Raw genomic sequence first — 13154 nt, forward strand, 5'->3', positions numbered from 1 at the left:
CAACGTCGCCGTCCGGGCGTCACGGGCACGCCGAGGGTCGGTCAAGACGCTGTGCTGATCGGCCCCGGCCATGATCACCGGGCACGGTTCGCGGTCAGGAAACCGACGTGTCACCTCACACGTCGTGAGCGGGGCACGGGCACTCCCCGTGCTCCGCCACCGTCCCGAAGGAACCGTGCGTGAACGAACGCAGACACCCGCTCCTCTTCCGTCCCGTCCACCGGGGCGGCCGCTTTGTCGTCTGGACCGCCGCCGTCGCCACGACCGCGGCGCTCCTCGTCCCCGCCGCCACGTCGGCGGCCGAACACGACCCGCGGGCCGCCGAGAACGGCCCGGCCTCGCACGACCCGAAGCCCCGCAAGGGCGACCCCGGCTACGACGATCCCGCCTACGACCGTCCCGGTCACGACGACCCGGACCACGACGAGGCGAACCACGACCGTCCCGGCCACGACGGCCCCGCCTACGGCCAACCGCCTCTCTACGACGACTCCGGCCGACCCATCTACGAGGCCCACGGTCAGCCGCTCTACGACGCGGACGGCCGACCCGTTTACAACGCCTACGGTCAGCCGCTCTACGACGCTGACGGCCGACCCGTCTACAACGCTTACGGTCAGCCGCTCTATGACGCCGACGGTCGGCCCGTCTACAACGCTTACGGTCAGCCGCTCTATGACGCGGACGGCCGACCCGTCTACGACGCTGATGGCCGACCGCGCTACGGCAACCCGTCTTACGGCCAGCCCGGCTACGGCAACCCGTCCTATGGCCAGTCCGGCTACGACGCCTCCGCTTACGGCCCGCCCGGCTTCGGCGCGCCGGGCTCAGGCCGTCCCGGCCAGGACGCCTACGGCGAGTCAGGCCCGAGCCGTCCACGCGACGGTGCGACGGGCTCCGGCCGACCCGGCCACGCGGACAGCGACGCCTCCGCCTACGGCAAGCCCAAGAACACCGCCGCAGACGACGGCCCCGGCTACGCCGCCCCGGGCTACCCGGACACCGACGCGGACGCCCCCGAGGGCGCCTCCGTCCGGCCCGGTTCGGCCCCCGGCGGCAAGCCGGACCGCGGCGGCCCGGCCCACGCCGACTCCGGCCCCGCCCACGGCAAGCCCGGCTCCGGCCAGGGGAAGAGCGGCCCCGGACAAGGGAAGCCGCGCGACGGAGACGCCGCACCGGACTACGCATGGCTGGACGACGAGTCCGACCTGAGCGGCCGCACCCAGGGCAAGCCCAAGGCGGGTGCCGCGCCACACGGCAAGCAGGGCTCCGGCAAGAAGGGCAACGGCCGCCCCGGCAAGGACAAGCCCGGCTACGGCCGCCCGGGTTACGACGTGCCCAGCGCCGCCTTCCCCGCCGACGCCCCCTGGCTCACCTCGAACCAGGGCAAGTCCGCCCAGAACAAGCACAAAGGCAAAAAGCCCAACTCAGGCAAGAACGCCCACGGCAAACCCGGCTCCGCCAAGAAGCCCAACAAACCACGCAAACACCAGCCAAGCTACGGCGGCCTGAGCCACCTCACACCCACCGACACCACACCCGCCCACCCGACCCAGGACAAACCAACCAACACCAAGTCCACGCCAAGCCACGCCGACCCCGCCCACGCCGCCCCGCCCTTCGGCAAGCCAGCCGACGTGAAGGGCCACGCCGGTCCAGTCAAGGGCAGGCCGAGCAACGTGGGCTCCGCCTACGCCGCTCCGCCTTTCGGCAACCCGAGCGACGTGAAGAACTACGGGCCGCCCGTAAGCACGCCCCTCTACGCCAAGCCGAGCGAAGCCAAGGGCTACGACAAGCCCGCAGGCGCAACGAACTACGGCAAGCCGGGCAAGGTGAAGGGCCAGGCCAAGCCGGGCGGCGTGCAGGGCCATGCCGGGCCGGGCGAGGGTAGGCCGAGCCACGGTGGCTCCGCCTACGCCGCGCCGACCTACGGGCACACCGGCTCCGGTCCGGGCAAGGCCGTCCAGGGGAAGTCACACCCCGGTAAGGGGAAGGGCGGCGCGGCCGCCTTCGCGAAGCCCGCCCACGGCAAGCCGGGCGGCGTGCAGGGCCATGCCGGGCCGGTCAGGGACAAGCCGGGCCATGGCGGTTCCGGCTACGACGGTCCGGGCTACGGGTGGCCCCAGGGCGCGTCGGAGCACGACGGGTATGGGTGGTCCGGTTATGGCGGGTCGGACCACGGGCAGTACGGCGAGCCCGGATACGGGCAGTACAAGCCGGGAAAGCCCGGGGGCGTGAAGGCCGGGCACGGTAAGGCGATCCACGGGAAGGCGTTGAAGGGGAAGGGGCACAAGGGGCGGGGCCCGAGGGCCGGGTACGGGAAGGTCCGGAAGCCGAACCGGGTGCGGCACAACCGCCTGATCGGCTGGCGGATGGTCGACAGGTACAGCTGGGACAGGCAGCGCCAATGGCCCTGCCTCCGCGCCCTGTGGTCCCGCGAGAGCGGCTGGAACCACCGCGCCCACAGCACCACCGGCGCCCACGGCATCCCGCAGGCCCTCCCCGGCGCCAAGATGTCCTCCGCTGGCCGAGACTGGGCCGCCAACCCGAAAACCCAGATCAAGTGGGGCCTCCGCTACATCAAGGCCCGCCACGGCACCCCGTGCGCCGCCTGGTCCCACTTCAACACCCACCACTGGTACTGACCAACCGGCCCCGCGCGAGCCCACCCCTCGCGCGGGGCCCACCATCCCGCGCCATGGGATCGGCCACCCGACGGGCACCGCGCCGCGCGTGACACATCACCGGGCGCACGGCTGGCGCCCTAGTCCGATCCGGCGCCGAGCGCCAGAACGGCAACAGCCTCAGCGGCTGCCCGCAGTTCAGCGATAGGCGCGAGCCACCCCCCGTCCTCCCCATAACGAAACCAGGGCGCTCCACCACGGTCCGCGACGACGATCCGAACCGCCTGGTCGCGCCCGCCGGGCCGCCACACGCACAGGTAACCCCACGACGCGACCCGATGGATGCCGCACCCGGCCGCGAACGCCTCAAACAGCGCCCCCAACGCCCTCCCCGCCACCTCGTCCACCTCCCGCGGCCGACCAGGCAGCGGCCCCCCGGCAACCGCCGACCACGACAAATCCCACCCGTCGCCCCCTCCCGGCAAGCTCCCGCTCCGCTTACCCACAAAGAAGAAGGTCATGGTTTGAGGGTACGGAAGGGGTGGTGGGCGACTTCGAGGAACTTGCTTCAGGTTGCTCTCATGGCTTGGGAGATGAGGTCTCGGGCGGGGTTGCCGAGGACGGCGCTGGTCTGGTGGCGCTGGAACTTGCGGAGATAGACGGCGATCTCGCCTTCCTGGGTGATGGTCAGTTCGGCCGAAGGGGTTTCGAGGCGGACGGTGTGCTCGTCGAAGATCCAGAAGCCGACGGACGGCCAGGTTCTGCGTTCGCCGCCCGCGGGGACGACGCCGAGGCTCACCCGCTGGAGGGACATCACCGCGAGCAGCCGGTCGAGTTGGCCCGTCATGACGTCCGTGTTCCCGACGCGCGTCCTGAGGGCCTGCTCCTCCAGCACGAACAGGAACCGGCGATCGCCTGAATAGAGGACTTTCTGGCGTTCCATGCGGGCGGCAACGGCCTGGTCCAGGTCGTTGGGGAAGCCGCCTTGCTCGATGTTGCGGCCGATGATCGCGGCCGCGTACTCCGCGGTCTGGAGGAGGCCGGGGACGATGCCCGGTTCGTAGGCACGGAACACACGCGTCCGCTCGTACAGCGGCAGGAGTGCCTTCTGTTTGTGCCGCATACCTGTGCGCATCGTGCGCCGCAGTTCCAGGTACATGGAGTCGATCGAGCGGACCGTCGCGATGAGGTCGGCCGTCTGGTCTTCGGCGCCGCACGTCCGGCACCAGTCCCGGAGGTTCTCCTCGCTCGGCGTCTGGCCGCCGCCTTCGATCTTGGAGATCTTCGTGAAGTGCCAGCCGCACGCGTCGGCGAGCGCCCGGCCCGTCAGGCCGGCGTCCTTACGGATCTCGCGTAGCCGCACCCCGAGGGCGCGACGCGCGTTCTCAGCGGGCGTCGTCACTTCGGGACATATTCGCCGTGCGGTGTCGCCAGCGCCCAGACCGCGTCGAACGCGGACCTGCACAGCGCGACGACACCGGGGTCCTCACTGGCTTCCCGAGCGACGACCGCACCGACTCCGGAGAAGACGGCGAAGACGGCGACGCGGTCGTCGAACAGCCAGAAGTCGTTACCGGGGAGCGCGAGGGCCGAGGCGCGCGAGCGCGGCAGCCACCGCACCTCCTCGCCCGCCTCGACGATGGGGTCCGTACCGGCCCAGAGGTACCGCACGTAGTCGGTGACGGGCTCGGAGACGACCCGGGCCCGCCGGACCGACTTCCCCGCCGCCTTCGCGTCGGCGATGAGCCGCGTCCAGAAGCGGCGCTCCCCGGCCTCGGCCTCGTGGTCCCGGTACCCGAGTTCGAGGAAGCGGGTGAGCCGTTCGGCCTCGTCGGGCATGGCGTAGTGGTCCCGCATCTCCAGGTGGAGCGCCTCACGCTCGAACGCGGCGAGCAGCTCGTCCCGCTCCCGGCTGGTGATCGGCCTCACGTCACTCCCTCAGTACTGCCTTCATGGCCTCCCTGGTCACCTCCACCGCGTCCTCGTGCGTCGGGATGGCCAGGTGGTCGAGGGCTTCGGGGTCGGTGACCCTGGTGCCCTGGATGATCAGGTCTCCATTGTCGAGCACTCCGACGACGGGCGCGGTCCGGTGCGCGACGATGCCGCTCAGCCCGTCCTTGGCGAGGTGCGGAAGGAGACGGGCGTAGATGCGCACGACCGTCTCGCCGTCCGGGATGTCGAGTTCCGGTGGCATGTCCGCCCGGCCGACGACGTAGCCCTGGATCACGTAGCTGTTCCGGTCGGTGGCGTAGAGCGTCGGGGAATCGCCGTGGTCGCTTTCCTTGCCGAGAAACGTCAGGCGCATGTGTCCTCCCGGAACATGGCTTGCCGGGTATTGCCTACTTATGCTCCATCTTGCTTTGCGCCGCTCGCACGGTCAAGGCGATCCGGAACGCAAAAGGCCCGCCTCCGCAGGGGGGAAACGGGCCGGGTTGGAGTTAGGGGCGGCCGGTCATTCGGAGGACGTCTAGGGCTTCGTCTAGTTGGGGGAGGGTGAGGTGGCCGGAGGTTATGTGGCCTCGTTCTATGACGACTTCTCGGATGGTTTTGCGTTCGGTGAGGGCTTGTTTGGCGATGGTGGCGGCTTCTTCGTAGCCGAGGTAGCGGTTGAGGGGGGTGACGATGGAGGGGGAGCCTTCGGCGTATTCGCGTAGGCGGTCGATGTTGGGTTCTATGCCGACTACGCAGCGGTCGGCGAAGAGGCGGGAGACGTTTGTCAGCAGGGAGATGGACTCCAGGAGGTTGCGGGCCAGCATCGGGAGCTGGACGTTCAGTTCGAAGGAGCCGGAGGCGCCGCCGAAGGCGATCGCCGCGTCGTTGCCGACGACCTGCGCCGCGACCATCGCGACGGCCTCCGGGATCACCGGGTTCACCTTGCCCGGCATGATGGACGACCCCGGCTGGAGGTCGGGGAGGCGGATCTCGGCGAGGCCGGCGCGCGGCCCCGAGCCCATCCACCGCAGATCGTTGGCGATCTTGGTGAGGCTGACCGCGACCGTCCGCAGCGCCCCGCTCGTCTCGACCACGCCGTCCTGCGCGCTCTGCGCCTCGAAGTGGTTGCGCGCCTCGCGGAGCGGGAGCCCGGTCCGCTCGACGAGCAGCGCGACGACCCGCGGCGCGAACCCGGCGGGCGCGTTGACGCCCGTCCCGACGGCGGTGCCGCCCAGCGCGAGCTCGCCGAGCCGCGGCAGTGCGGCTTCGAGACGTTCGATCCCGTACCGGACCTGTGCGGCGTACCCCCCGAACTCCTGCCCGAGCGTGACGGGCGTGGCGTCCATGAGGTGGGTGCGGCCGGACTTCACGAGGTCGGCGAACTCGTCGGCCTTGGCCTCCAGCGCGGCCGCCAGATGGCCCAGCGCGGGCACCAGATCCGTCACGACGGCCTCGGTGGCGGCCAGGTGGAGGGAGGACGGGAAGACGTCGTTCGACGACTGGGAGGCGTTCACGTCGTCGTTCGGGTGGACGGGCCGGCCGAGCCGCTCCTGCGCGAGCGTCGCGACGACCTCGTTCGTGTTCATGTTGGACGAGGTGCCCGAGCCCGTCTGGAACACGTCGACGGGGAACTCGGCGTCCCAGCGGCCCTCGGCGACCTCGTCGGCGGCGGCCGCGACGGCCTCGGCGACGTCCGTGGGCAGCACGCCCAGTTCCGCGTTCGCGGTGGCGGCGGCCGCCTTGATCAGCGCGAGCGCGCGGATGTGCGCGCGCGAGAGGCGCTGCCCGGAGATGGGGAAGTTCGCCACGGCCCGCTGTGTCTGTGCCCGCCACTTGGCTTCGGCGGGTACGAGGACCTCGCCCATGGAGTCGTGCTCTGTCCGGAAGTCGCCCATGGTGACTTGGACACCGGGGGCCGCCGGGTTATTCCGTCTCCCCGGGCGGCGTGCTATTCGCGGTCGATGTCGCGGAACGTCCGCTCGCCGGGCTCGGCCGCCTGGGCCTTGCCGTTGACGGTCACCTTGCAGATGGTGCCGTCGCTGACGGTGACGTCCATGGGCACCTTGTTGGAGCGGAAGAACTGCCCGTCCTGCACGGTGGTGTTCTGCACGTCAGCGGCCGCGCCGCCTACGCCGCCGCTCATGATGGTGAGGTGGCAGGCGCCGCCCTCCGCCTTGACGACGAGGACGTCGGGTGTCGCGCTCACGTTGGTGGAGGTGCCCGCGCTGGTGGTGCCGCCGGTCGGCTTCTCCTCGTCGCCGCCGGACAGCGCGAGCACGAGCGCGACGGCGATGAGGAGGGCGGCGAGGACGACGCCGGCCACGAGCAGCGGCCGGAGCCGTGGCCCGCTCTGTTTGGCCCGGTGCGCGCCGCTGCGGCGGCTGGGCATTCCCGCGGACGACAACACGCTCACCATGCTCTCTGCGGTGGACTGTGCCGCGACGGCGCTGCGCTTGGGCGTCGCGGCGCGGTCGAGCCGCTCGGCGAGCCGCGCGTGCGTGAGGCGGCGGCGCGGGTTGCGCTGGAGCAGCCCGCTGATGATGGGGCCGAGTTCGCCGGAGCGCTGCGCCGGGTGCGGGTCCTCGGTGAGGACCGCGGACAGCGTCGCCATCACGGTCTCGTGGTCGAACGGGGGTCGGCCTTCGACGGCGCAGTACAGGGTCGCGCCGAGCGACCACAGGTCGGACTCTGGGGTGGCTTTCTCCCCGCGCGCCACCTCGGGTGCGACGTAGGCGGGCGAGCCTACGAACGTCCCCACCTTGGTGATGGTGGAGGAGCCGTTGGTGATGGCGAGGCCGAAGTCGGTGAGGACGACGCGGCCGGGCGCGAGCAGCACGTTGGACGGCTTGATGTCGCGGTGCAGCACCCCGGCGGCGTGCGCCTCGGCCAGCGCGGCGACGAGCTGGCGGCCGATCGCGGCGGCTTCTTCGGGCCGTAGCGGGCCGTGGTCCTTGATGTGCTGTTCGAGGGTGGGGGCTTCGATGAGCTCCATGACGATCCAGGGCCGGGCGTGCTCCTGGACGACGTCGTACACCTCGATGATGGACTTGTGCCGGACCCGGGCGGGCGCCCTGGCCTCGCGCAGGGTCCGGCGGTAGAACACAACACGGTCGGCGTCGTCGAGCTCCGCCGGGAAACGGATCTCCTTGATGGCGACGTCGCGCTCGAGGAGCTCGTCGTGGGCGCGCCACACCGTGCCCATCGCCCCGTGTCCGAGAGCCTGGAGCAGGCGGTAACGCTTCGCCAGTACGAAGTGTTCCGTCTGAGTCATGCCGGACAACATACAGGAGTGCCCGGCTTGTCAGACACCGTATGCAATGTCCAGGTAGATAAGCGATCGTTCAGTTTTTCCGGGCCTCGGACACGTGCCGAAAAAGCGAGTCAGCGGCGTCCGATGGTGAGCACGGGACCGGTGGTGTCGGCGAAGAAGTCCTCGCCCTTGTCGTCCACGACGACGAACGCGGGGAAGTCCTCGACCTCGATCTTCCAGACCGCCTCCATGCCCAGTTCGGGGTACTCCAGCACCTCGACCTTGCGGATGCAGTCCTGCGCGAGCCGGGCCGCCGGGCCGCCGATCGAGCCGAGGTAGAAGCCGCCGTGCGCCTTGCACGCGTTGGTGACCTGCTGGGAGCGGTTGCCCTTGGCGAGCATGACGAGCGATCCGCCCGCCGCCTGGAACTCCTCGACGTAGGAGTCCATCCGGCCCGCCGTCGTCGGGCCGAACGAGCCGGACGCGTAGCCTTCGGGCGTCTTGGCGGGGCCCGCGTAGTAGACGGCGTGGTCCTTCAGGTACTGCGGCATGCCCTCGCCCGCGTCGAGCCGCTCCTTGATCTTGGCGTGCGCGATGTCCCGCGCGACGACGAGCGGCCCGCTGAGCGACAGCCGGGTCTTGACGGGGTAGCGGGACAGCTCGGCCCTGATCTCGGCCATGGGACGGTTCAGGTCGATCTTGACGACCTCGTCGTCGAGGTGCTCGTCGGTGGTGTCGGGCAGGAAGCGGGCCGGGTCGGTCTCCAGCTTCTCCAGGAAGACGCCCTCGGCGGTGATCTTCGCGACGGCCTGGCGGTCGGCCGAGCAGGACACCGCGATGGCGACGGGACAGGAGGCGCCGTGCCGGGGCAGCCGGATGACGCGCACGTCGTGGCAGAAGTACTTGCCTCCGAACTGGGCGCCGATCCCCAACTGCTGGGTCAGCTCGAAGACCTGCTGCTCCATCTCCAGGTCGCGGAAGCCGTGCCCGGCGGGGGAGCCCTGCGTCGGGATGTGGTCGAGGTAGTGGGCGCTGGCGTACTTGGCCGTCTTCAACGCGAACTCGGCCGACGTGCCGCCCACGACGATCGCAAGGTGGTACGGCGGACAGGCGGCCGTGCCAAGGCTGCGGATCTTCTCCTCGAGGAACGTCATCATCCGCTTGGGGTTCAGGACGGCTTTCGTCTCCTGGTAGAGGAACGACTTGTTGGCGCTGCCGCCGCCCTTGGCCATGAAGAGGAACTTGTACTCGTCGCCGGGCTCCGCGTACATCTCGATCTGCGCGGGCAGGTTCGAGCCCGTGTTCTTCTCCTCCCACATCGTCAGCGGGGCGAGCTGGGAGTAGCGCAGGTTGAGCCGCGTGTACGCGTCGTAGACGCCGTGCGAAAGGTGGCGGCCGTCCTCGCCGTCGGTGAGGACGTGCTGGCCGCGCTTCGCCACGACGATCGCGGTGCCGGTGTCCTGGCACATCGGGAGGACGCCGCCGGAGGCGATGCCCGCGTTCTTCAGCAGGTCGAGGGCGACAAAACGGTCGTTCGGCGACGCCTCGGGGTCGTCCAGGATCTTGCGGAGCTGGGCGAGGTGGGCGGGGCGCAGCAGGTGCTGGATGTCGCGGATGGCGGTCTCGGCGAGCAGCCGCAGCGCCTCGGGCTCGACCTGGAGGAAGGTGCGTCCGGCGGCCTCGATCGTGGACACGCCCTCGGTGGTCAGGAGCCGGTACTCCGTCTCGGTGTCCTTCCCCAGCGGAAGCAGTTCGGTGTGGACGAACTCGGCCATCTCATCCCTCGCACATCTCGTTCGGCAGGCGGTCTTAGGGTAAGGGGTCGCCCCGACGGGATCGCCCCGCAGGTCACGCCCACCGCGACCAGGAGGCAGCCCGCCGCCTCGGCGGCCGTGGGCAGGCCCCGGCCGAGAAGTGCGGTGGTCACGGCCGCCGAGACGGGGATGAGCCCGCCGAAGAGCGCCGCCCGGTCGGCGCTGATCCGGCCCAGGGCGTCGTACCAGGCGAGGAACGCCACAACGGTGATCACCAGGCCGATGTAGGCCAGCGCTGCCCCCTCGGCGGCCGTCGGCGGCCGGAAGGACTCCCCGGCGACGAGCGCGGCGACCGCCAGCAGCGGGACGGCGAGCGTCACCGCGTACGCCGAGAGCCGGACCGCGCCCATGCGGGGCAGCAGGGGGACGGCCAGGAGCGAGAACATGACCTCTCCGGCGAGCGCGCCCAGCGCCCACGCGAGGCCGCGCAGGTCGCCGCCGCCCAGGCCGCCCGCCAGGGCCGCGCCCGCGCTGACGACGAGAGCGGCCACCACGATCTTGCGGGACGGCCTACGACCCTGCAGGAGCGGCCCCGCTATCGAGATCACCACGGGGGCGCAGCCGACGACGGCACCGACCGTCGCGGGGGAGGTCGTCCGGACGGCTTCGAGGAGGCAGTAGTTGAAGCCTGCCAGGCCCGTCGCGGCGAGGCACAGGAGAAGGAGCCATTCCCGGGCCCCCTTGGGTGGCGCCCCCTGGAAGCGGCGTACCAGTGGCAGGAGGACGGCGGCCGCTATCCCGTAGCGGAGCACTTGGCCCGTCAACACCGGATAGGCGGTGAGGAGGGCTGACACCCCGGCCATCGTCCCCACCAGCGTCATTCCGCCTGCGGCCTCGGCGTTTCCCCGCCACGTGTCTCCCATGAGAGGCGACGCTATGGCCGGAATGGCTCAGGATTGAGTGCCAATTGAGTGGTGGAAATCTGGACCATTGGCCGGGCGCCACGCAAGGATGCCCGGATGGCGGATCTGCATGTGGCGCTCGACCGGAGCGCCGGACGGCTCGGGGTGCAGCTCGCGGCGGGGCTGCGCGCCGCCGTCCGGGAGGGGCGGCTGCCCGGCGGGACCCGGCTGCCCTCCACCCGGAGCCTCGCGGACGACCTCGCCGTCTCAAGAGGCGTCGTGGTGGCCGCGTATGAGCAGCTCGTAGCCGAAGGGTTCCTTATCGCCCGCACAGGTGACGGCACCCGCGTCGCCGAAGGAGGCGGGCACGCGGAGCCGGGCGAAGCCGGACGCGAGAGGCAGCCCGAGCCGGAGTTCGACCTCCGTCCCGGCGTGCCCGACCTGTCGGCGTTCCCCCGCGCGCGCTGGGCGGCCGCCTACAAGCGCGCGCTGGAGACGATGGCGCACTCAGACTTCGCCTACCCCGACCCGGCCGGGGTGCCCGTCCTGCGCGCGGAACTCGCGGGCTACCTGCGCCGCGTCCGGGCCGCCGACGTGACGCCCGACCGGATCGTGGTGACCGGCGGCGTCGCGCACGGACTGTCGGTCGTCGTCCGGCACGTGCGGGCGCCGCTGGCCGTCGAGGACCCCACCTCGGACCGTCAGATCCCGCTGCTGGCCGGGACGGGCGTGCCGATCGTCCGGGTGCCCGTGGACGGCGAGGGGATCGACGTGGCGGCGCTGGCGGCGTCCGGGGCCCGCTCGGTGCTGCTGACGCCCGCGCACCAGTTCCCGACCGGCGGGGTGCTCTCCCCGGCCCGGCGGGCGGCGCTCGTCGCCTGGGCGCGGCGCACCGGCGGCACCCTCATCGAGGACGACTACGACGCCGAGTTCCGCTACGACCGCGACCCCGTCGGCTGCGTCCAGGGCCTCGTGCCCGACCTGACGGTGCTGCTCGGCTCGGTCAGCAAGGCGCTCGCGCCCGGGATGCGGCTCGGCTGGCTCGTCGCGCCCGCGCCGCTGGCCGCCGCCGTCGCCGCCCACCGCGCGCTGACGGACCTCGGCGGCCCCGTCGTCGAGCAGCACGCCCTGGCGCACTTCCTGGCCTCCGGCGCGCACGACCGGCAGCTCCGCCGGATGCGCCGGATCTACCGGGCCCGCCGAGACGCCCTCGTCACCGCCCTGGCCGCCCACCTCCCGCACGCCCAGGTCGGCGGCGTAAGCGCGGGCCTCCACCTCTACGTCCGCATCACGGACCTCCCCGACGACGCCGTAGCCCGCGCCGCCCGCCACGGCGTCGCCGTCCTCTGCCAGGGCCCCGGCCTCACCCTCGGCTACGGCGCCCTCCCCGAACGCCACATCCCCACCGCCGTCGCCCGCCTGGCCCAAGCCCTCACCTGACGCGCGCGCACGGCCGGGGGGGGCCGTGCGCGCGGGAGGGGGCGGGTTAGGCGGGGGTGGGGTCTGGGGTGGTGGGGGTTTTGGGCTTGGGGGAGAAGGAGGGGGCGAGGAGGACGATGAGGAGGATGAGGGCGGCGGGGATGGTGAAGGCGAGGCGGAGGTTGCTGGTGCCGTCGGCGGGGGCGAAGGCGCCGATGATGGCGGCGCCCAGGACAAAGCCGACGTAGTTGAAGAGGTTGACGCGGGAGACGGCGATGCCCAGGCCCGTGCCGTCGACCTTGTCGGCGGCCGAGAAGGAGATGGGCGCGACGACGCAGAGCCCGAGCCCCATCACGGTGACGGCGGCGATCGCGGCGAGCGCGTTGGGCGCCGCGATGACCCCGGCCATGCCCAGGAACCCGACGACGGCCCCGGCCCGCACGACGGCGACCGGCCCGAACCGGCGCACCCCGAAGTCAGCGATGCTCCGGCTCAGCACCATCGCCACCTGGTAGGCGACGTAGGCGAGCGGCGCGATCGTCCCGGAAGCGGAGAGTTCGTCTTCGAGGTACTTGGCGCTGTAGTTGGAGATGGCCGCGTCGGCGATGTAGAAGGAGCCCATCGCGATGCCGACGAGGAGGATCGGCCTCCAGGGCACCTGACCGGCTGCCGCCTTGATCTGCGCGGCGGAAGGCCCGCCCGCCTCCTCCTCGCGCTTGTAGAGGCGCGGCCCGATGACGAGCGCGAGCACGATCCCGATCGCGGCCGGGACGACGAATCCGGCGAACAGCGACAGGTCCTGGCTGTTGGCGAGCGACGCCCACAGCCCGCCCGCGATCCCGGCGACGCTCCACACCGCGTAGAAGCCGGAGATGACGCTGCGTCCCTCGTGCCGTTCGACGGCGACGGCCTGCGCGTTCATGGACGCGTCCACGGCCCCGACGAACAGGCCGAACAGCCCGACCGCGACGTACAGCGGCAGCAGTTCGCCGCCGGTCAGCCCGACCGAGACCGCGCTCAGGCAGACCGCCGGCTGGGCGACGCGCAGCACGGCGGCGCTGCCGAACCGGGCGAAGAGCGGCCCGCACACGGCGCTGCCGATCCCGGCGATGACGGGGACGAGGAGGAGCACGAGCGCGAGGTCCGCGTCGCTGAGGTCGTGCGCGTCCTGGATGCGGGGAACCCGCGTGACGAGCGAGGCGAAGCACAGTCCTTGGATGCCGAACGCGCCGAATGTGGCGAGCCGGGCCTGGCGGTCCCGCATGAACGCCCC

General features: G+C 71.6%; 10 protein-coding genes. 2 read left to right on the top strand and 8 right to left on the bottom strand.

The window, feature by feature from the left end; translation table 11 throughout:
• Window positions 1–179 precede the first annotated feature (179 nt).
• A complete protein-coding gene (locus LO762_RS33290; protein WP_308103176.1) occupies window positions 180–2645 on the top strand; it encodes a transglycosylase SLT domain-containing protein in 2466 nt (821 codons plus the stop codon).
• Between the two features lie 547 nt (window positions 2646–3192).
• Here LO762_RS33290 and LO762_RS01555 read toward each other — a convergent pair.
• The 7 genes from LO762_RS01555 to LO762_RS01585 form a co-directional block, all read right to left on the bottom strand.
• Window positions 3193–4026: a helix-turn-helix transcriptional regulator gene (locus LO762_RS01555; RefSeq protein WP_230611775.1), complete on the bottom strand. Its 834-nt coding sequence runs from the start codon at window positions 4024–4026 to the stop codon at window positions 3193–3195.
• Entirely contained in the window at window positions 4023–4553 is a 531-nt protein-coding gene (locus tag LO762_RS01560; protein WP_230611777.1) for a DUF6879 family protein, read from the bottom strand. Before LO762_RS01560 ends, LO762_RS01555 begins: the two co-directional genes overlap by 4 nt.
• A 1-nt stretch (window position 4554) precedes the next feature.
• The gene (locus tag LO762_RS01565) at window positions 4555–4929 is read right to left on the bottom strand and encodes a hypothetical protein (RefSeq protein WP_230611778.1); all 375 of its coding nucleotides are present in this window, start codon (window positions 4927–4929) and stop codon (window positions 4555–4557) included.
• A 133-nt stretch (window positions 4930–5062) separates the two neighbouring features.
• The gene (locus LO762_RS01570) at window positions 5063–6451 is read right to left on the bottom strand and encodes an aspartate ammonia-lyase (protein WP_230611781.1); all 1389 of its coding nucleotides are present in this window, start codon (window positions 6449–6451) and stop codon (window positions 5063–5065) included.
• A gap of 53 nt (window positions 6452–6504) precedes the next feature.
• Window positions 6505–7827, bottom strand: coding sequence for a serine/threonine-protein kinase (locus LO762_RS01575; RefSeq protein ID WP_230611783.1), 1323 nt, complete (start codon window positions 7825–7827; stop codon window positions 6505–6507).
• A 110-nt stretch (window positions 7828–7937) separates the two neighbouring features.
• Window positions 7938–9581 carry a fumarate hydratase gene (locus LO762_RS01580; RefSeq protein ID WP_230611785.1) on the bottom strand — a complete coding sequence of 548 codons (1644 nt, stop codon included), beginning with the start codon at window positions 9579–9581 and terminating at the stop codon, window positions 7938–7940.
• The gene (locus LO762_RS01585; protein WP_230611787.1) at window positions 9512–10483 is read right to left on the bottom strand and encodes a DMT family transporter; all 972 of its coding nucleotides are present in this window, start codon (window positions 10481–10483) and stop codon (window positions 9512–9514) included. Before LO762_RS01585 ends, LO762_RS01580 begins: the two co-directional genes overlap by 70 nt.
• Before the next feature lie 96 nt (window positions 10484–10579).
• On the opposite strand from LO762_RS01585, the gene LO762_RS01590 reads away from it, so the two are divergent.
• A complete protein-coding gene (locus LO762_RS01590; protein WP_230611789.1) occupies window positions 10580–11902 on the top strand; it encodes a PLP-dependent aminotransferase family protein in 1323 nt (440 codons plus the stop codon).
• A 46-nt stretch (window positions 11903–11948) separates the two neighbouring features.
• On the opposite strand, the gene LO762_RS01595 is transcribed toward LO762_RS01590, so the two are convergent.
• Window positions 11949–13145, bottom strand: coding sequence for an MFS transporter (locus tag LO762_RS01595; RefSeq protein WP_230611791.1), 1197 nt, complete (start codon window positions 13143–13145; stop codon window positions 11949–11951).
• Window positions 13146–13154: the final 9 nt, after the last annotated feature.

Source organism: Actinocorallia sp. API 0066 (assembly GCF_020991275.1).
GTDB lineage: Bacteria > Actinomycetota > Actinomycetes > Streptosporangiales > Streptosporangiaceae > Actinocorallia.